Below are 19,846 nucleotides of genomic sequence, written 5' to 3'. Positions count from 1 at the left end.
TCGATAAAACCCTTCCATTTAAATTTTATCTTTATTTTAATTTTAGCTCAATATAAACTCGGGAATCTTTTGCATATTTATATTTCGGGTTTGTCTTGCCGTATTCTTTCGATACATATGAAACCTCATAATGCTTAGAAAAAGATTGGATAATGCGTTCAATCTCTTCCGGTTTCCCCGTAAGCCTGATCTGCGCCAACTTTTCTCACTCCGTCTCTGTTCAATGAAAATTTCACCAAACACTACTGTAACACAGTATATTGTTTTTTTAACAGGAAAAGATAACCTATATCAAACTCCAGAAACACCAGGGTAGGTGACGATCATGACTCAGTCGGAATTCAAAGAACACATCCATGAAAATCTCGCAATGCTCCTTCCCCATCTCGAGCACAACGATGATCTGATTCAAAATAAAAAAATGCTGAAAAACGGAATTATTTTTTATTTTTTGTACTTTAAAGATTTGAATGACGACAAGAAAATCCAGAAAGCTGCGAAATTGCTGGTCTCCGATGACAGCTCTTATTCATTGGAGGATGTCCGGCTCCGTTTAAATAAGCTGAATGCGGAACCTGTCACAAAAGAGAAAGACGCAATCAACGCGATCTTCAAAGGAAAGTGCCTGCTCTTGATCAATGGCATGAATGTTATTTTTACATTGCCGACAGCCGAGAAAAAGAAAAGAAGCCTTGGAGAAGTGAATACGGAAAACGTCGTCAGAGGCCCGAAAGTCGGTTTTATCGAGGATGTCGATACAAATGTGGCCCTGGTCAGGCAGCGTGTCCCGGATAAAGAACTGACCGTTGAAAAAGTCCCGCTCGGCAAGAGCAAGTTTAAAGACGCGACCATTCTCTATATCCAGGGCAAAGCGGACGATTCGATCATTAAAGATCTTAAAAAACGCCTGAAGAAGGTTCGGCTGGATGATATTCAAGATTCGGGCGTTCTTGAAGAGTTAATCGAGGATAATAAGTACTCGCCGTTTCCGCAGATCCAGAACACCGAAAGGCCTGACAAGGTTTCTTCAGCGTTGTTTAATGGACGGATCGCAATCTTTGTTGATTACTCGCCATTTGCCTTGATCGTGCCTGCTTCTTTCGGAATGGTGATGCAGTCCCCGGACGATTTTTATGAAAGGTGGATCGCTACCACCTTGATTCGATTTCTCCGGTTCAGCTCAATTTTCATCACCCTGTTCCTGTCGGCGTTTTATATTTCGCTTGTGTCTTTTCATCAAGGTATGCTGCCGACGGCTCTCGCTGTTACGATCGCAAGCACGCGCGAAAATGTGCCGTTTCCTCCGCTCCTTGAAGCGCTGATTATGGAAGTGACGATTGAGCTTTTACGGGAAGCAGGGCTGCGGCTTCCCAATCCGCTAGGCCAGACGATCGGCCTCGTGGGAGGCGTCGTCATCGGCCAGGCGGCGGTCGAAGCTAATATCGTCAGCTCCGTGATGGTGATCATCGTCAGCATTATCGCCCTTGCTTCTTTTACTGTGCCGCAGTACGGCATGGGTCTGTCGTTTCGTGTGCTTCGTTTTATTTCCATGGTGACTGCAGCCGTGTTCGGGCTTTACGGGATTATATTATGCATGCTCGTCATCTTCACCCATTTGGTCAGGCAAAGAAGCTTCGGCATCCCGTATTTTAACCCGAACCATTTTTTCAGCTTAAAACATACGGATGAAGCCATCATTCGTCTGCCAACAAAAGACCGGGAGGTGAACCCTAAAAATGAATCCAAAAAATCAGCACGATCGGATTAGCACGTATGAAGCCGCTTCGATCATTACGAGCACAATGCTCGGTGCAGGCCTGCTGACGCTGCCCAGGGCGCTGACGCAAAAGACGCTGTCGCCCGACGGATGGATCGTATTACTCTTAGAAGGGCTCGTCTTTTTTCTCATTATCTACATCAATGCCAAAATCGTTAAAAAACACAACGTCCTGTCTTTTTTTGATTACACAAGAGAAGGCTGCGGCTTTATGATCGGGAATATTCTCAACCTTTTAATCGTTTTATACTTCATGGGCGTGGCCAGCTTTGAAGCGAGAGCAATGGCGGAAATGGCAAAGTTTTTCCTTCTTCAGTTCACGCCGATGAGCGTGACGATTTTTGCTTTTATCGTCTGTGCGATTTATTTGGTCGTCGGGGGTATCAGCGATATGTCAAAGATATTCCCGTTCTTCCTGTCCGTTACCATTGTCATTCTTTTAATCGTCTACGGACTGAGCCTGAATATGTTTCAGCTGAACCATTTGCGGCCGGTCCTCGGCCTTGGATTGGAACCGGTCAGCAGAGCTTTGACGGTGGTTTCCATTTCATTTTTAGGGGTGGAGCTGATGATGTTTCTGCCGAAATACGTCAAAAACAAAGAAAAGCTTTTTAAGGCATCTGCGATCGGATTTGGGATCCCGCTTTTCTTATATACCCTCACCTTTGTGGTCGTTGTCGGGGCGCTGACCGCGACTGAGGTTATGACGTTGACATGGCCGACGATCTCGTTATTTCAGTCTTTTGAGATAAGAGGAATTTTCATCGAACGGTTCGAATCTTTTTTGCTCGTCATTTGGACGATCCAGTTTTTCACAACGTTTGTCGTCTATACGTACTTTGCCGCTTCAGGACTTGAAAACGTGTTCGGATGGCCTGTGAAAAAAAATGTCCTCTTCATCGGCGCCATTATCTATCTGGCATCTCTTGTACCCCAGGACACCAATCAGGTGGTCGCCTTCAGCGATTACCTTGGGTATATCTTTATCGTTGTTTTCTGTGCGCTCCCGCTGCTGATCTTTTTGCTCGTGTCCGTCAAAAGGAGGTTTACATCTTCGTGAAAAAAAAGGGAATGTTAGCAGCCTTGTCCCTGCTTCTCCTCTTAACAGGCTGCTGGGACAGCAGGCAGATCGAAGAGCTCAGCATTGCCATCGGTCTTGGTGTGGATAAAGGCGAGAACGATAAAAAGGTGAAATTAACGTATCAGTTTATTGTTCCTAAAAAAATCGGACAAGACGGCAGCGCTCAGGACCCGACCAAAGTGGTGTCCACCTCAGGAAACACGGTTCATCAAACCATCCGTTCCACCGCTTTGAAAAATTTCCCGGTATTCTCGCAGCATCTGCAAGTCCTGATTTTCTCGGAGGAGCTTGTATCCGAAATTTCGCTGGAAGCGTTGATCAATCAATTTATTAGGGACAACAGCATCAGAAGGAGCAGTGAAGTCTATATGACGCCCGGAGCTGCCGACAGCATATTGAAGGTTGATGATGCAGGTGATCCCGCGTCTGACGTGATCCACAGCATCTCTGAAAACAGAGCTTCAACGATCAAGCTGCTGAAGCCTGTCACATTGAACGACATTTCGATCAAAATGCAGTCTGATTTATCTTATATCATGCCGAAGGTTGTCACCGAGAAAGGGCAGCTCCAGCTTGAAGGCGGCGCCGTCATCAAAAACAACAGATACCATGCAAACCTTTCGCCCCCTCAGATCGAAGCGCTGAATTTATTAACGGGTAATGTCATCGGCGGGGTGATCGACTCAAGTCATGATGGACATTTGTTCTCGTATGAAGTGTTTTCGATGACCCACCGTGTACGGACGATGAGGCAGAACGGAAAGTACAAATTTGTCATCAATGCCAATATTAAAGGAAGGCTGTCAGAGGACTGGTATCTTGGAGAGGATTCTTTTAATGATCAATATATTAAAAACATAGAAAAATCGGTTCAAAAAGACATCGAAAAGCGGGTTGAACAGCTGATCCATGTCCTGCAGCACGATATCAAAACGGACGTCACCGATCTTTCCGACAATGCGCGGATCAATTTTCCGAAGGAATGGGAAAGAGACAGATCCAATTGGGATAAGCACTTCAGCGAAGCCTATATCGACTATCATATCAAAGCGACGATTCAGGACTTTGGGACAAAAGGTGCGACAAAAAGCAGATAGCGGCCCGTTTTTCTGATAGAATGTGTTTGAAAGGGTGATGAGCTTGAAGCGGATATTGCACATGACAGGCATTTTTTTGATTGCAGCGGCTATCATTCTGTCCGGATTCATTATCAGTGATGTCGCTTATGATCCGTTTATGGAGGATTCGCAGTCGATGCTTTTCTTTACGATCGGCACATACCTCACCACTCCGTTTTTTTGCTTCATTGGCGGATTCATTTTGCTAGGCATCGGCAAATTGATCGACTTGCAGGAGAAACACAACGCCATAGTGGCCGAGCGGCTCGACATCATCTGCCAAAATGGCACAGCTGGCGAACATGCACGCGAAGAAAACGAGACCGCCCAACTTACCGCCCGCACGGTTGAAACAGATTCATTCACTCTTCCTGCCGCTGAGGACCGAAAATACTGGAACGGCTGAAAAACGGCTTTCTTGAGAAAGCTGTTTTTTTGTTTGATCAGTCGACAAGTTTGTTTCGGTGGGCGTAGACTGCGGCTTGTGTCCGGTCGTCGACTTCAAGCTTGGAAAGGATGTTCGTCACATGCGTTTTAACTGTTTTAATGGTGATAAATAATTCTTCGGCAATATCTTTGTTTGTTTTGCCTTCTGCTACAAGTTTGAGGATTTCCAATTCTCTTGCCGTCAGCGATTGATGAAGGGGCTGTTCGCCGGCTGAGTGTCTCAGCTTGGACAATACTTTTCCTGCGACTTTGGCTTCAAGCTTTGGTTCTCCTACGCTCGCAGCCCTGATCGCATCGGCGATTTCACTCGCTTTCGACGTTTTCAGCAAATAGCTGAGCGCTCCGGCTTCGATGACCGGATAGACCTTGTCATCATCAACGAAGCTCGTCAGAACGATGATTTTCGGATCGGCAAGCTGCCGGGAGATTTCTTTCGTGGCCTCAATTCCGTCCATCCCTTCCATTACAAGATCCATCAAAATCACGTCGGGTTTGGTTTCAAGCGCCAATTCAACGCCGTGCTTTCCGTCTGAAGCCTCTCCAATCACTTCAATATCAGGCTGGGATTCCAGGAAAGCGGCCAGCCCCATTCTTACCATCTCATGATCATCAATTAACAATACTCGAATCACCTTTTAAGCCTCTCCTTTTTGTTGTTCAAAAATCGGAACCTTTACATCAACTTGTGTTCCTTTTCCCGTAAATGAAATGATTTCGGCCACTCCGCCGACTTCGCTGGCTCTTTCCTTAATCGAGTTCAGCCCGTACGAAGATGTTTTGACGGCGTCCATCTTAAATCCTTCACCATTGTCAATGACTTTCAACTGGAGCTGATTGTTCCTGAGCAGAAGTCTGACGGTGACTTTTGTCGCTTTTGAATGCCGGAACACGTTTGAGAGCGCTTCTTGAACGATCCTGAACAGGTGGTCTTCCACACCTTTCGGAAGTTTGCCCGCATCCTCGATCTCCCAATCGATGTCAATCGACTGTTTCGCTTTAAATTCTTCCAAAAGGTCTGCAAGCCCTTCTTTTAGACCTTTCCCTTCAAGCGTAACAGGTCGTAAATGCAAAAGCAGCGCCCGCATTTCATTCTGGGCATCGGCCGCCATTTTTTCGACCATTTTCAGCCTTTGGGCGAGCTTTTCGTCAGCGGCAGCGTCGATTCCCTCCAATACGGCTGAAGTCATCATGGAAATCGCAAACAGCTGCTGGCTCACCGCATCATGCAATTCGCGCGCGAGACGCTGCCGCTCTTCGGAGATCACCGATTTTTTCATTTGATCCTGCCATTCCGCTCTCTCATTGGACAGCTTTTGCAAAGAGGCAACCTGTCTTTCGATCCGTTTGGCCATCTCATTGAGCTGGTCGGCGGCCAGCCCGATCTCATCGTCTCCAAGCGACGGAATCCTGTAGGCAAAGTTGCCGTTTTCGTACTTTAGAATAGACTCGATCAGCTTTTCAAGCCGTTTTTTCAGCTGATTGCCGAACATATAACCTGAGCCGAATCCAACAGCGGCGCTGATCAATGCGAGAAGCGCGATAAACGGAATCCCGAACCACCTCGAAACGATAAGTACACTCGGATCCAGCTGGTAGTAAAACAGCATAAAGCCCAATACTGCAATAAAAATCGTAAAGCTGACACCAAGGGATAAGCGGACGGCGCGCCATTGAATGTTTGCAAGTCTGTTTGTTCTCATATGAACCGCACATCCACATCGCCGATAAACAGCGAAATCGAAATTTTGACCCGTCGTGCCGACTGCTCGTAATTCTCTGTCTCGGTATAGATTTGATTACCGATGCCGCTTTTTCGGCCGCCGATGACGTCAATGTCTCCAACGAATGCAGAAGAGCTGATGGACACCTCAAGATCGGACGGAATGTAAATATCGACATCTCCGATCAACCCCGTGATGACGATGGTGTTTTCTCCCTCTGAAATAATCGCCTTTGACAAATCGATTTTCACGTCACCGATAAACCCGGAGATATTCAAGTCATTTAAGTCAAAAGGTGTTTTCATCAATTTTACATCACCGAAAAAGAAGCTGCGCTGTCCCGGGCTGTTCTTCTCCTGAAGCGGCTTGGAATCCGCCTTTTCCTTTCCTCTTCCTTTCGGCTTATGACGGTCAAATACCGGCTGATTTGTCACCAGCCGGTACCCCGCATAAATTAAGAAAGCGGCAAAGAAAAAGCCGAACAGGCTGAATGTAATGCTGAAGATGTCTTTTAACAGCAGAAAGCCTGCAAAAATATACATGACAGACCCGAGCCAGCGGCGGGAATATTTGTGGAGAAAATACCCGGCAAAAAGGAAAGCGAGCGGCCAGAATAACGCGTCTCCAAGCCCGCTGTTTTGCAAAAATATGCTGATTCCGAAGAGAACAATGATCAGTCCGATCAACTGGTTTTTTGTAAGACGCATGCTGACTCGAGCCCCCTTTCTTCTTGTCGATTACTCAATTGAGACATTCCCGCTCGTGATGGAGATGTCGATTTTATTTTTTCCATTTCCTTTTTTTCCAGTCAGCGTCCGTTTCTCATTGGTCACTTTGTCAAATGAATAGGAATGATTGATGTTCCCGCTTGTCGACTCGGCTTCAAGACTGATATCAGCATCATCGGGAAGTTTGAGCTTGGTGTTTCCGGATGTCTGTTTGATGCTCAGAGGATCGTTAATCTCTGTAAAAGAAGCACGCAAATTGCCCGAAGTCTGTTTGATGCTGAGTCTGCCGGTGACATTTTCAAGTTTTGTATTACCGGATGTGGAGCGGATGTCAGCAGTTGCCGTTTGAACGTTTTCCAGCCTGACCGACCCTGACGTCCCTTTTACAGAAAGGTTTTGCGCCTGAAGGTCATCGGCCTTGAGGCTGCCGCTTCCCGACTTTAAGGCTACATTTCGCAAATGCAGACCGCCGCCGGACAGTTTGACATTTCCGCTTCCCGAAGAAATCGCCAGATCATCTTGATAATCAGAAGGGACCTTGACAATCAGCTCATTTTTCTTCCAGAAAAACGGCCAAAAGCCTTTCGAATGAGCGGAAAGCTGAAGTGTACGCCCCTGTTCTGACGAATCAAGCCGGACGTTTTTCCCTGAAATCTCGGCTTTTATATCATCGCGGTTTTCAGCTTGAATGTTGACTGTTATACTCTTTGCATCAATGTCAATTTTATCGATGTCTTTTGCCTGTGCATGGTATGTGCGGGCTGACTCGTCATCGAAGCCGAAGAAAGAAAAGCCTTCACGCCCATTAAACATCATGCCGGCAAGGATGAGAATGCCGGCGATGATCAGCAGTTTTCCAACCGTTTTTTTCATGTGGATAATCCTTTCGGCTAATAAGTGTATGCTCCTTATTATAAGGAAAATGAACTTTGAAAGAAATCAAAAATTGCATAAGGGGCCTGTGAGAGCCCCTATTCGTTTATGCATTTCCCGCATGTGTCTGCTTCTCCAAGCCTGTCTTTTCAGCCCTCATTTTTTCCAGCTCTTCTTCCACCTCTCTTGCATACTCAAGGCGGCCGAATGGGCTGCTTGATGAAGCGGATAATTCAGCATAGCTGTTCACCTTTGTTTCCATCTCTTCAATGCGGTTTTCCACTCTCATAAATTCCCGGTAGGCACTTTCGCTGTCGATTTTATTAAATGATGCATTCATATGTTCTTTCGCTTTCACCGCGTTTGCCCTGGCAATCAGCGCATGCTTGCGGTCTTTGATATCGCGCAGTTTAACCTCAAGTGTCTCCAGCTGTTCCTTTAATTCGGCAAGCTGCTTTTTCGCGTGCTGGTGAGCGTCCTTGTATTCAGCAGCTTTTTCTTCAAAATACTTCATTTCTGAGAGCGCCTTTTTAGCAAGTTCTTCTTCACCTGCATCGAAAGCTAGCTGAGCTTGGTTTCTTCGCTTGACAACAAGCTTTTCGGCTTCTTCCACTTTTCCTTTAAAACTATGTTCAATTGTCTGCTGCTTAACGATGGTATGCTTCGCCTTGGCAATATCGCTTTCCATGTCGCGTACGTATTGATTCAGCATCACCCGGGGGTTCTCAAGTTTATCCAATCCTTCATTTACTGATGCGACAAACATGTCTCTGATTCTTTTTAAAGCCATGATCTCGTCCTCCCAAAAATATTTATTTATTCTTTTTCAAAAACTCTTCCCACTCTGCATCAAAGCCTGTGTCATATGAAGCAGCGGCAGGCTCCGTTTTCTCTGAATAAAGGATGTCATCCTGTTTGTCATCCTGCTTCATCATTTTCCATCCGAAATAAACCATGGCTGCAGCAAGCGCGATGCCGATCAGAAACGGCAATGACCCTCCCAAAAACATGATGCCGAAGATCGCAGCCAGTACCGCGGCAAACTGGCGGCCTTCCTTCCATTTTTTCACGGAATAGAATAGAAGCAATGCCCCAATAGCACCTGTAACCAATCCGCCGAAATGGCCTCCGCCGAAGAACATGGAGACGCCAAAAAGGATTAGAAAAAAGCCGATGATGGACTTCCCATTTATATTCATATTTGCTCCTCCTTTCTCGTTCATGTCTTCACTATAGTCAATTTCAGGCTTCGACAAAACGAGTCACAGATTGATTTTGCCGTACGACCAGGGTCGTATGGCACATCGGACCCGCTCGCATAAAAAGACCGCTCATCCCAGCCAGAGAGCGGTCTTTCTGCACTTTCTTCTGCTATGATTTCACCTTAGGATTCCAGCCGTCCAGTACATTTTCAACTGTCCATTTCTCAGCCTCATGATCGGCAAGCTGCCTTCGGGCCTCATGCGAAATCGCACCCGGACCCGTATTCCCGTATTCGTACAATCTGGCATCGGCTGCAGAAAAGCCTGACATATCCGTCCATCCCTCAGGCTTGATGTGTGCGCCTAAATCGCAGCGGTGATATAACACACTGGCGATGGCGTCGGGGTCTCCTCCCGGATGCCAAGGACGCCCGAGGTATACCGTTCCAGCCGCGGCATCGCTTGTCAGTCTGCAGTTTGTCAACAATAAGCCGAACGGCTTCGCGATATGCGTGCTCGCAGCTGTCACATAACCGTTGTTGGTAGCGGACCCCCGGTCAGCGCTATGAATCTGGCACTCTTCAAATACAGCTCTTGCTCCTCCGAAAATGAAGTCGACATCACCTTCTATATAGCATTGATAAAAATATTGCGTACCGTCATTGACAAACAGTGTATCTTGTCTTCCTATAAACCTGACATGTTTGAACGTCATCCTGTTTCCTTTCGTATAAACCGCCACCGCTTGCGTGCCGGTCGTGTCGACTTTTGTGCGGTCGAACGAGTTTTCAAACGTCAGATTTTCGGCTTCAACATGATCCGCATATATAAACACACTTGAACTTCCGGTCGTACCGTATTTCCCTCCTCCTTCCTTTTCTTTCCCCGCATAGTTGTCATACGTAATCACAGTCTCGTAACGATTTTCGCCGATCAGCTTCACAAACGGCTTTGTAGCCGGAATATGAACGACTTCTTTGTAAACCCCTTTTTTGATGAATATTACTTTCTGTTCCCGACTGTACTCTGGCAAAGCATCGATCGCCTCTTGAACGGTTTGAAATTCGCCGTCTCCATCCTTCGAAACCGTCAGCCGTATAGCAGCTGCCTCCCGATTGACCACTTGAACACTCCCTCTCTTTGAAAACGCTTACTTAAAGTTTACGACAAAAAGCCGTTTTCCCCTGCCGGAAAACGGCTTGATCTGATCAATTGGCCCGTTTCTGTTCGATAACAATTGGTGAATGGCTCATTCATAATTTTTTCTTTGTCCGGAATACGTCAGCGCTTCGTTCATATTCAACATCGACTTCCCCGAGCCGGTGGTTGACAATGCGCGCCGCCGCAAATAAATAATCGGACAGCCGGTTGACGTATGGCAGCGCAAGCGGCGGAATGTCTTCTTCTTTGGCCAAAGCGACAATCTTTCGTTCAGCTCTTCTGATGACCGTTCTCGCTGCATGCAAAAATGATGCCGCTTCTGTTCCGCCCGGAAGAATAAACTTGGTCAGCTGCGGCGCTTCCTCGACATAGGCGTCAATCCGTTCTTCAAGCATCGTGATCGATTCAGCCTTCAGCTTGCCTTCTTCCTGAACATTGACATGCGCTAAATCACTGCCGCAGTCGAACAGCTCATGCTGGATGGCGATCAACTCTGACAGAATATCTTGAAACAGCGCTTCTTCCGCTTTTAAATAAGACTGAGCCAGCCCGATGAAACTGTTTGCTTCATCCAGTGTGCCATACGCTTCCACTCTAAGATGATCTTTATCCGCCTTTCCGCCAATTAAACTCGTTTTTCCCTGATCGCCTGTTTTTGTATATAGTTTCATTTCATACTCCTCTCTTGATCACTTTTCCTTATAGTATACCCTGTTTATAACAGCTGCATAGATCGTTTCATTATGAAACACAAAATTCAGGAACAATCATCCAAAAACAAAGTTTTGTTGAATAAAGAAACACTCACTTTTATAATAGAAATGTAAACGGTTTTATTCAAAGACAGGTGGGATGAGGATGGAATTGAATCAGCAAACGGCCATTATCACCGGTGCAAGCCGCGGCATCGGCAGAGCCATTGCAGAGACGCTTGCGGATAAAGGAGCAAATATCGTCATCAATGGGACAAACGAAGAATTGCTCAAGTCCCTGTGCACACAATTGAATACCGAGAGAAAGTGCGCTTCTTATGTTGCAGGTGATGCAAGTTTGCCAGAAACAGCCTCGCTTCTCATCGCTGAGGCAAAACAGCAGTTTGGACGAATCGATATTTTGGTCAACAATGCCGGCATTAATTTGCGCAAAACGACCGTTGATACGTCGCTTGAAGAGTGGAAAAGAGTGATAGATTTGAATTTAACCGGCACCTTTCTCATGTGTCAGGCTATCATCCCGGAAATGATCATGCAGGGCGGCGGAAAAATCGTGAACATGAGCTCAACGACGAGCAAAACACCGCATCACAATGCCTCTCCTGCATACGGTGCATCGAAAGCAGGCATCAACTATTTAACGATGCATTTGGCAAAGGAGCTCGCTTCACACCGCATTCATGTCAACGCCGTCTGCCCGGGGCCGATTGAAACGGATATGAGCAAGCAGTGGAGCGAGGAGTATCGTGCAGCAGTCGTCGAACGGATTCCGCTGAAAATGATTGGCTCACCAGAGCATGTCGCAAACGTTGTCGCCTTCCTAGCCTCTGACAAATCTGACTTTATGACGGGCGAAACCATTAATATTAACGGCGGCACCTACATGAACTAAAAAGAAGAGCCTTTTTGAAGGCTCTTCTTTTTTATGCAAGCCGCTCACGCGTACCGGACAGCATGATCGCCTGTCTCACCGCTTCTTCTAAACTGGCAGGATCGGCTTTGCCGGTTCCCGCAATATCAAAGGCTGTTCCGTGGTCAACACTCGTACGGATAATCGGCAGGCCGACTGTAATGTTCACACCTGCTTCAAGGCCAAGCACCTTAATCGGGCCGTGTCCTTGATCATGATACATCGCCACCACTATATCAAAGTCGCCTCTCACTGCTCTGAAGAAAAGCGTGTCAGCGGGCAGCGGGCCGAATGCCTGTATACCTTCACTTTGTGCGCGTTCAACAGCAGGGACAATTTTCTCTTCCTCTTCTCCATGTCCAAACAAACCATTCTCACCGGCGTGAGGGTTAATGCCGCACACGGCGATTTTAGGCTGTGGAATACCTGCGCGAATGAGCGTGTCATGCGCCAGTTGAATTGTCGTGTACACCCGTTTCGCATCAATGAGATGAATGGCGTCAAGCAGACCGACATGGGTCGTGACATGGACCACTTTCAGGTTCGGTGCAGCCAGCATCATCGCATAGTCCTTTGTTTGCGTCAATTCCGCTAAAATTTCGGTATGGCCCGGGTACATGTGCCCCGCTTTATGGAGGGCTTCTTTATTTAAAGGCGCTGTGCAAATGCCGTCAATCCGCTTCTCGTTGGCAAGGGCAATCGCCGTTTCAAGATAGCGGAACGCTGCATTTCCCGCTTCAGCCGACACCTCGCCGACTCTCAGATCATCTGTCAGCAGCTGAAGGTCCAGGCAAGGAATGACGCCGGGCTTTACATCAGCTGCCTCTTCCGGCTCGCTGATTTTTACAATGTCTGCGTCTGAGCCAATGAACGTCTTCGCTCTGTTTAAAATGCTGTAATCCCCAATCACAAACAATGTTCCGTTTTCATGCAAACTGTTTTGCTCAAATGCCTTGATGATAATTTCCGGGCCGACACCTGCCGCATCCCCCATCGTCAACGCAATGATTGGTTTTGCCATCTGTCTTCCTCCTCTAAATTTCTCAGCACCTCAACGGCTCTTAGAACAGAATTGATTTGACCATAGGCGCCCGCCTTTGTCACCGCATATATATCTGTGTTGAGCAGCTTGCCGAGCGGTATGCCCGCTTCAATTTCACCAAGCAGCTGAATGCCGTCTGCACCAAGCTCGTTGCAAATCGCACGCGCTGTGTCTCCGCCTGTCAAAACGAGGCGTTTTAACCCTGTCATCTTGACGATTTCAGTTGTAACTGCACCAAGAAAACGGGAGAGCCGTTCGCCTACAGTCTGCCGGTCAAGGCCTTGGCTTCTCCCAAAAGCGATGATGCGCTGCACAGTTTCCGGCTTCGCATCAGTATAAAGCAGAACATCTTTCCCTTGATGAGCCAGCACTTGATCGAGCGCGCGCTTCTGCTCCCGTGCTTCACATCCATTTAATACGTTCAGCGGATTAATGCACACATCAACGGGATCCTGCTGCCCTCTTAAATATGCGAGCTGTCCATTTGTTGTGTTCGATGCACTGCCGGATACGATCATCACCGGCTCATTCCGTCTGTCTGTCTTGAGCGGCTTCTTTCTGACATGCGGGGCGAGTGCACCGGCCAGTCCGGCAGCGCCGACCCATAATATGGACTGGCCGCTGTTCATGAACACCTGCACGATGCGGCGCAAATCCTCATTTGTCTCTGCATCGCAGACAAACCATTCATGCCCTTGGGCTATCCACGATTTAAGGTCTTTCTGCACTTGTTCATCAGGTTTGCGAAGCGTTTCGATGCCTACCGCTTTTGGCAGAATTTGCGTCTGCCTGAAAAGCAATTCAGCGATCCGTGATTCTGCAACCGGTGTTTTCGGATCAATGGCTGCTTCAGTTTCATGGACAGGCAGCCCATTGACATAATGCACGCCATCCACAGTAATCCGCCTTGCATCAGGAAAAGCAGGGGCGATGACCGCTGCATCAAAACGCCCCAAATCCATCAGCGCTTTGATTTCGACCCCGATGTTTCCCCTTAATGTGGAGTCAATTTTCTTTAAAAAAAGGTGTGATTCAAGGTGTGCGAACGGATGCGATGCTGAACTGACTTCTTTGTAAGCCTCGCTCGGCGACGCACCGCGCGTATCCGTATCTAAAATCATGACATCTTCTTTGATATCCACTGGATTTGCACCGGACTGGTCAAAAAGAACAGCTGCGCTCAGTCCGGCTTTAACAAACTGAACGCCTGTGTCATTGGCACCCGTCAAATCGTCAGCGACAATCAATATTTTTCGGATGATGTCCGCTCCTTTTTTGCATCGTACGTTTGTCATATCGACACCTCGGTCTCATGCTATTCTTTCAGTTTTCTCCACAAGGTGGTGCGGTTGATATTCAATCGCTTCGCCGCTTTGGATTGATTCATATTCTCCTCCTGCAGCACCGCTTGAATGATGCGCCGTTCGATGTCCTCAAGCGTTCCTTCCAAATAGCCTTTTAAGCTCTCTTCCTTGTTCTCGTTGGACAGACGGTCAAGCTGCGGTGCGGCTTCAGCCAATGTGATATATCCGCTTTTTACCGTCAGCACAAGCTCTTCAAGTAATCGCTTAAACTGCCGGACATTCTCCCGAAATGTCTGCTTGTGAAACGCGTCCATCACCTCAGGCGCAAGTCCGACCACTTGTGTGCCATAAGCTGAATTAAATTCAGCAATAAACAGTCTGCTCATGTCCTCCATGTCTTCCACCCTCTCTGATAACGACGGGACATAGAGCGTCAATCCTTGTAAACAGCTGTATAAATCAGGGTCAAATCGCCCTGCTTTCATTTCTTCAAATAAATCGGCAGATGAAGAGGCGAGCCAGCGGATTTGCTGATCCGGCTTCATCCACTGCACGAAGAGATCATGCTGGACTTCGAGCGGCAGATGCTCGACATTTCGAAGAAAAATCGTCCCGTGCTGAACAGCCGGAAGGTCTTTCAGCAATGCGTACTCTTTCACCTTGCTGCAGTGAATGGTCACAAACGTATGCTGCTGCCGAGGGCTCATTTGATGAATCGCAAAGGCGAGATCTGATTTACCCGTTCCTTCCTCTCCGTACAGTAAAATAGGTTTATGCGTCTGGCTGAATGCCTGCGCTTGCTGAACCGTGTCCCTCATGGACCTGCTTTGTTGTGTAAATGATGAAAATGGCTGCAGTGAATGTACGGGCGCTGCAAGCGACCATGCAAGATGCCGATGATCACGGCAGAATGACGCTGATTGTTCAATGGCAATCAGCAGCTCCCCTTTTGAAAGAAGGGAGCCTTTCATATGCCAGACAACTTCTCCTGTTTCTAATTGGAAATACCCGCTTTGTTTGCCCTCTCTTATTGACTGTACGGCAAAAGCCAGCTCTTCCCACCATTCATGGATGGCATCGGCAGGTGCTATAGGTTCAAGAAGCCCCTCATTAATCCAATTTTTCACCGTTTTGTTCACAAAGCGGATCCGGCTGTTGTCACCAATAACGAGCATCCCTTTTTCTTCCTGATCGATCATCTCTCTAAACATCCGCTGCTCCTCGGATGCCTCCTTAAAGAGCCGGTACATTTGCTTTGCACTGTGAAACGCTTCTTTAACGGATTCACGGCCGGACGTGATCAGCATGCTTTGCATACCCAGCTCCTTTGCCGCTTTATCGGTAATGACGTCTCCCAATACAATTTGTGTTCCCTGCTGCTGAATGTCCCTCAGCAGATCCCATACTTCCATTTCTTCTTTAATCGTATATAAATCAACTTCTATTCCGAAAAGCTCGCTGATGGTGCGAACCCCTTGGGTAATATTTTCAAAGCCGACGACGGCTGTTTTTCCTTGATAATCTTTGATGAGCGTCAGCGCCCGCAGCAGATCATACCCGGAAACAGGGATATCCACGACAGGGATGTGCACGTGTTGCTGAATGAGCGAGGCTGTACCGCCGCGGCTCATAATAATATCGATTCCCTGCGATTCAGCTTGTTCTGCAATCGCAACGCCGGAGCGCAAATCGCCGACCTCCAGCTGAAATTGAATGTCTTGTTCTTCCTTCGCGAGCTCTGTCAATAAATCCCCTAAGCCTTTATACGGCGCAATGCCAAGCACTTTAATTTTCATGAAATGGATCCCCTCTTTCATTCTCTCTCAGGTCAAAGAGACAGTGAGGGAGTCCGTTCAAACGATTGGGACAGCCCCCTCGAACTTAAATTATAAATGATGCGATATAGGGATACAATTCATTCCAGTGCCGCGCGCTCGTTCAAACGGCTTTATTCCTGGCCGGCTGAGGCCCACGTTTTCGGGACACGTACATATTTAATCGCCTGACGGTAGTACGTAAAGGCAATATGCAGATCACCATCTTTCCCCTGCTTGATCGACGGATAGGAAAACTCGCGGTTAAGCTTGTCTTTTGAGTTGTTCGTCATCGCATAACCATCGCCGACTTCGATGTTTCTTTTGACAGGCCATGTGATGCCGCCGTCCCGTGAAAGCGCCAATGTCATCGGCGCCCTTGGCGCTCCCCAGAAGGCTGGACGCGCTTCTGTGTCAACACCTGTTCTTGTATCATCCTCATCCTCAATTTCATCGTATAGAGATGCTCTTCTTTCGGTCGTTTCATTCGCATTCATATGATTGTATACGAGAGCAAGCGTCCCATCTTGAAGCGCTGTAAATTGAATCGAAGAGTTGTTGTTCGGCAGCTCGGTCGGCTCGGGCTCTGACCAGGTGCGGCCGTTATCAATAGACCGGCTCACATAAATCGAGTCTGCAAAACGGCTCCTAAACAGCGCAAGCAATGTGCCGTCTTGCAGTTTTTCAATATTCATATGAACACAACCAGTACTGCCCGGCACCTTCACTTCCTCCCACGACTTGCCTTTATCAGATGAAATTTTCACCGCGCTGATGTCACGGTTTCCAGTCCATTTCACGCCCGGCAGAGTGATGCAGTAAAAGACGGGCAGCAGCCAATCGCCGTTATCCAGAACAATGAGCGGCTGGCGGATAAAAGTCCCGGCTTCGCCAAACAACGTACCAATCTCGCTCCATGTCCGGCCTCTGTCATCCGATGTCCGGTATCTGACAACCGCTGTATCCTGATTGCCGGAAAGCTGCGCCGTATACATAAGCCAGAGCCGGCCGTCAGGCTCTTGGAAAAGCACAGGGTTTTGTTCGGAGCGGGAAGGATCATCTGACAGCTTTTCTGCCTGTGTCCACTCACCGCTTCCTTTTTCAAGCCTTGACATGAAAACCGATATATCCGGGATGCCTTCCTGCGTTCCACCAAACCAGACGCACAACAGATCGCCATTATCCAGCTCCAGCAGGTTGGCTGCATGGTTTTGCGGGCAGTCTGTCGGCAAAAACGCATCCTTTCTGGCCGAGTCGGTTTTATTTTCTCTGATGCGCCCATCTATCGGCAGGGAAACTTCACTTTGTTTCATCACAATTCCTCCTCCACATTTGACTCTTTTTTCGCAGGTGAGCTGATCAGACGGTCTAATACGAGCACAATAAACGGAACAATGATGGCGATGTACATGTTATCGATGCCAAACGGATTGTCCAACAAATACCATACCGTCGTCGATATGCCGGAAAGCGCCAAGCCAATGGTTGCTCCGCGGTTTGAATTAAAATATGGCAAATAAAAGCCCATCGCCGCTACAACGGCAATTGATGTCCGAAGCGCCCTCGTAAAGAAAGAAAGCGTTAACAATTCCGGTGCCAGCGCAACCCCGAGCAGCGGAATAAAACCGACGATAATAGAAACATATCTCGTGATTTTCATGCGCTGTTCCGGCGTTGGTTTTGCTTTCGGTACATAAAAGTCATCAATGATCAGCGTCGTTGTCGCCAGCGCAACCGTCGAAACGCCAACGAAAATAGACGCCACAAGGGATGTCGCCACAACCGCGCTCAGCACAGGATTCATGTGCTGCATAAACACCGGGAATGCGTAAATTGGATCAATATCCGGGTACAAATACCGTGCAGCAACGCCGATGACTCCAATGGCAATCGCAAGCGGCAGACAAAGCAGCGCTGCATACAGTGTCGACTTCTTTGCATCTTTCTCACTTTTCGATGAGGTAATAGCCTGTATAATAAACTGAGTCGCAAAAATCGCCCCCATGTTGCCGATAAACCAGGCGCCGATTGTCCCCCATCCGATACTGCCGTCCCAAGTGAAGAAATGCTCCGGCAACTGCTGCGTCATCGGCTCCCAGCCTTTTGTCAAATAGAGTGCAACCCCTAAAGTGATAAGAACTCCCGCATATTTAACAAGAGAATGCAGAATCGTCACCCAGGCAACGCCTTTCATTCCGCCAAACGTAAAATAAAAGGTACTGACAATCGCTGTAATGATCGCACACGTCATCAGCGGAAGACCTAAAATAGACGAAATGGCCGCCGATCCGCTTAAATAGTTTCCAAGATTCACAAGTAAAAGGGCCCCAATCATAATAATAGAAACGACAAGCTTGGTCGAACGGCCAAACTTTTCACTAATAATCCCAGAGATCGTATATTGGCCTGTTTTATAAAATTTCCCTACTAAGAAGTAGGAAAAAATAAAAAACGCAATCGAGACCGTTACAATCGACCATGAAGCTGCCAAACCATGTGTATAAGCTGATTCAGCGGTCCCGATTGTCGATTTGGTGCCGATGAATTCACTCATCAGCAGAATGCCGACAACAATCGCCGGCAGCGTTTTGGCAGCATTGTTGAATTCCGAACTGGATTTACTGCGAAACCGCATCGTCAGCCATGTCGTAAAGAGAATGTAAACCACAATCACTGCCAAAATAAACGTTATGACCGAAGCGCTTAAGACATCCACCCAAACTCCCCCTTTGTTTGTGAGCCTCTTACAGGCCCATGGTGAAAACCATATACAGATCCCGGCAGCCTACATATCCAGCAATTTCAAATAGACAGCTTCAATCTCCGCAATGGACATTGGCTTTGGATTGTTATCCATGAGCCGTTTGACGTCGGCTGCCGCCTCAGCAAGCGATGGTACATCCTCTATTGATACCCCGAATGTCTTCAAATTTTGCGGAATATCCAAATCGGCGGTCCACTCTTCAATTTTCCGTATGACCTGCTCTGCTTGGCTGGCCTTCGAACCTTCTGACTCGATTCCAATCACGCCAGCCACATCCGCAAGGCGGTCAGTCACATGATCCGCATTAAAGGCCGTTACATGCGGAAGCAGCATTGAATTGGCTACACCGTGCGAAATTTTGTATTTCCCCCCGAGCGGATAAGCCATCGCATGAACCGCCGCTGTTCCTGCGCTTGTCAAGGCCATTCCCCCATACATGGCGCCAATGAGCATTTTTTCTCTCGCCTCCAGGTTATCTCCATGATGGTAGGCCTCCTGAATACTGGAGGAAATCAGTCTCATCGATTCAAGCGCAAACATGTCGCTGAATGGATTTGCTTTGTTGGAAATATAGGATTCGAGTGCGTGTGTAAATGCATCCATTCCGGTTGCAGCTGTGATCGCCTTTGGAAGACCGGTCGTCAAAACCGGATCTAAAATTACAAGCGACGGCAGCAGAAAGGAACTGACCATACCAATCTTTAATTCTTTCTCCGGGAACGTCACAATCGCATTCGGCGTCACCTCTGACCCTGTTCCGGATGTTGTCGGAATCAGCACAAGCGGAACGCCGGGCTTTTCAACGAGATTTGTGCCAATCAAAGCTGAAATCGGTTTTTCATTTGTTTTCAGAACAGAGAGGATTTTGGCCGCATCAAGCACACTGCCTCCGCCAATTCCTAAAATCGCGTCATGGACTCCTTTAGAAAAAAGCTGAAAAACCTCTTCGATATTTTGTTCCGTCGGTTCAGGCTGTATATCCGTGTTGATTTCACTTGAGATGCCTTTTTCGGCAAGTATGTCTTTGATTTGGTTTGCATAGCCGAGAGAAACGATCGACGGCTGAGTTAAAATAAACACCGAACGAATCTGATTCAATCCGATCTGATCTAAGTGATCACCAAGCAAATTGAGTGAATGTGCACCAGCCTCAATTCGGGCGGCCGTTTGAAAATGATAAAGCGTCTTCAT

Annotated in this window: 20 protein-coding genes; 5 read left to right on the top strand and 15 right to left on the bottom strand. The window is 47.6% G+C overall.

What is annotated here, in order from left to right; genetic code table 11:
- Nucleotides 1-31 precede the first annotated feature (31 nt).
- Nucleotides 32-199, bottom strand: coding sequence for a YvzF family protein (locus H2R00_RS19125; protein ID WP_020452898.1), 168 nt, complete (start codon nucleotides 197-199; stop codon nucleotides 32-34).
- Nucleotides 200-325: 126 nt separating this feature from the next.
- Between H2R00_RS19125 and H2R00_RS19120 the strand changes: the two genes are divergently transcribed.
- Genes H2R00_RS19120 through H2R00_RS19105 form a run of 4 tightly spaced genes read left to right on the top strand, consistent with a single transcriptional unit; the run spans nucleotide 326 to nucleotide 4,382 of the window.
- Entirely contained in the window at nucleotides 326-1,768 is a 1,443-nt protein-coding gene (locus H2R00_RS19120) for a spore germination protein (RefSeq protein WP_154998330.1), read from the top strand.
- Complete coding sequence (locus tag H2R00_RS19115; RefSeq protein WP_182070088.1) at nucleotides 1,737-2,837, top strand: endospore germination permease; 1,101 nt, start codon at nucleotides 1,737-1,739, stop codon at nucleotides 2,835-2,837. Before H2R00_RS19120 ends, H2R00_RS19115 begins: the two co-directional genes overlap by 32 nt.
- Nucleotides 2,834-3,955: a Ger(x)C family spore germination protein gene (locus tag H2R00_RS19110; protein ID WP_182070087.1), complete on the top strand. Its 1,122-nt coding sequence runs from the start codon at nucleotides 2,834-2,836 to the stop codon at nucleotides 3,953-3,955. The genes H2R00_RS19115 and H2R00_RS19110 overlap by 4 nt, the downstream gene beginning before the upstream one ends.
- Nucleotides 3,956-3,998: 43 nt before the next feature.
- Nucleotides 3,999-4,382 carry a hypothetical protein gene (locus H2R00_RS19105; protein WP_154998324.1) on the top strand — a complete coding sequence of 128 codons (384 nt, stop codon included), beginning with the start codon at nucleotides 3,999-4,001 and terminating at the stop codon, nucleotides 4,380-4,382.
- Between the two features lie 37 nt (nucleotides 4,383-4,419).
- Here H2R00_RS19105 and liaR read toward each other — a convergent pair whose 3' ends face one another.
- From liaR to H2R00_RS19065, 8 genes are all read right to left on the bottom strand, one after another.
- Complete coding sequence (gene liaR / locus H2R00_RS19100) at nucleotides 4,420-5,055, bottom strand: two-component system response regulator LiaR (RefSeq protein WP_154998322.1); 636 nt, start codon at nucleotides 5,053-5,055, stop codon at nucleotides 4,420-4,422.
- Between the two features lie 3 nt (nucleotides 5,056-5,058).
- Nucleotides 5,059-6,123 carry a two-component system sensor histidine kinase LiaS gene (gene liaS, locus H2R00_RS19095; protein ID WP_154998320.1) on the bottom strand — a complete coding sequence of 355 codons (1,065 nt, stop codon included), beginning with the start codon at nucleotides 6,121-6,123 and terminating at the stop codon, nucleotides 5,059-5,061.
- Nucleotides 6,120-6,851 carry a cell wall-active antibiotics response protein LiaF gene (gene liaF / locus H2R00_RS19090; protein WP_043927185.1) on the bottom strand — a complete coding sequence of 244 codons (732 nt, stop codon included), beginning with the start codon at nucleotides 6,849-6,851 and terminating at the stop codon, nucleotides 6,120-6,122. Before liaF ends, liaS begins: the two co-directional genes overlap by 4 nt.
- 30 nt (nucleotides 6,852-6,881) lie before the next feature.
- Nucleotides 6,882-7,745: a LiaG family protein gene (liaG, locus tag H2R00_RS19085; RefSeq protein WP_182070086.1), complete on the bottom strand. Its 864-nt coding sequence runs from the start codon at nucleotides 7,743-7,745 to the stop codon at nucleotides 6,882-6,884.
- Between the two features lie 106 nt (nucleotides 7,746-7,851).
- On the bottom strand, nucleotides 7,852-8,535 hold the full coding sequence (gene liaH / locus H2R00_RS19080; protein ID WP_154998316.1) for a stress responsive protein LiaH: 684 nt from the start codon (nucleotides 8,533-8,535) through the stop codon (nucleotides 7,852-7,854).
- A gap of 22 nt (nucleotides 8,536-8,557) precedes the next feature.
- Nucleotides 8,558-8,944 (bottom strand): protein liaI, encoded by a 387-nt coding sequence (locus H2R00_RS19075; protein WP_182070085.1) that lies wholly within the window; start codon nucleotides 8,942-8,944, stop codon nucleotides 8,558-8,560.
- A gap of 172 nt (nucleotides 8,945-9,116) precedes the next feature.
- Nucleotides 9,117-10,070, bottom strand: coding sequence for a pectinesterase family protein (locus tag H2R00_RS19070; RefSeq protein ID WP_182070084.1), 954 nt, complete (start codon nucleotides 10,068-10,070; stop codon nucleotides 9,117-9,119).
- Nucleotides 10,071-10,200: 130 nt separating this feature from the next.
- On the bottom strand, nucleotides 10,201-10,779 hold the full coding sequence (locus tag H2R00_RS19065) for a cob(I)yrinic acid a,c-diamide adenosyltransferase (RefSeq protein ID WP_154998311.1): 579 nt from the start codon (nucleotides 10,777-10,779) through the stop codon (nucleotides 10,201-10,203).
- A gap of 187 nt (nucleotides 10,780-10,966) precedes the next feature.
- Between H2R00_RS19065 and H2R00_RS19060 the strand changes: the two genes are divergently transcribed.
- Nucleotides 10,967-11,713 carry an SDR family NAD(P)-dependent oxidoreductase gene (locus H2R00_RS19060; RefSeq protein WP_154998309.1) on the top strand — a complete coding sequence of 249 codons (747 nt, stop codon included), beginning with the start codon at nucleotides 10,967-10,969 and terminating at the stop codon, nucleotides 11,711-11,713.
- Between the two features lie 31 nt (nucleotides 11,714-11,744).
- On the opposite strand, the gene pdxA is transcribed toward H2R00_RS19060, so the two are convergent.
- The 6 genes from pdxA to H2R00_RS19030 all read right to left on the bottom strand — a co-directional run bounded on the left by pdxA (nucleotide 11,745) and on the right by H2R00_RS19030 (nucleotide 19,846).
- Complete coding sequence (gene pdxA / locus H2R00_RS19055; RefSeq protein WP_154998307.1) at nucleotides 11,745-12,752, bottom strand: 4-hydroxythreonine-4-phosphate dehydrogenase PdxA; 1,008 nt, start codon at nucleotides 12,750-12,752, stop codon at nucleotides 11,745-11,747.
- Nucleotides 12,728-14,068, bottom strand: coding sequence for a four-carbon acid sugar kinase family protein (locus H2R00_RS19050; RefSeq protein ID WP_182070083.1), 1,341 nt, complete (start codon nucleotides 14,066-14,068; stop codon nucleotides 12,728-12,730). Before H2R00_RS19050 ends, pdxA begins: the two co-directional genes overlap by 25 nt.
- Before the next feature lie 20 nt (nucleotides 14,069-14,088).
- Nucleotides 14,089-15,873, bottom strand: a complete 1,785-nt coding sequence (locus H2R00_RS19045) for a sigma-54-dependent Fis family transcriptional regulator (protein ID WP_182070082.1) — start codon at nucleotides 15,871-15,873, stop codon at nucleotides 14,089-14,091.
- Nucleotides 15,874-16,025: 152 nt separating this feature from the next.
- Complete coding sequence (locus tag H2R00_RS19040; RefSeq protein ID WP_182070081.1) at nucleotides 16,026-17,204, bottom strand: sialidase family protein; 1,179 nt, start codon at nucleotides 17,202-17,204, stop codon at nucleotides 16,026-16,028.
- The gene (locus tag H2R00_RS19035) at nucleotides 17,204-18,607 is read right to left on the bottom strand and encodes a sodium:solute symporter family protein (protein ID WP_182070080.1); all 1,404 of its coding nucleotides are present in this window, start codon (nucleotides 18,605-18,607) and stop codon (nucleotides 17,204-17,206) included. Before H2R00_RS19035 ends, H2R00_RS19040 begins: the two co-directional genes overlap by 1 nt.
- Before the next feature lie 69 nt (nucleotides 18,608-18,676).
- The gene (locus H2R00_RS19030) at nucleotides 18,677-19,846 is read right to left on the bottom strand and encodes an iron-containing alcohol dehydrogenase (protein WP_182070079.1); all 1,170 of its coding nucleotides are present in this window, start codon (nucleotides 19,844-19,846) and stop codon (nucleotides 18,677-18,679) included.

Source organism: Bacillus haynesii (assembly GCF_014042035.1).
GTDB classification, from domain to species: Bacteria; Bacillota; Bacilli; order Bacillales; family Bacillaceae; genus Bacillus; species Bacillus haynesii.
The sequence above is the reverse complement of the archived record's forward strand: the minus strand, read 5'-3'. Positions and strand labels throughout refer to the sequence as shown.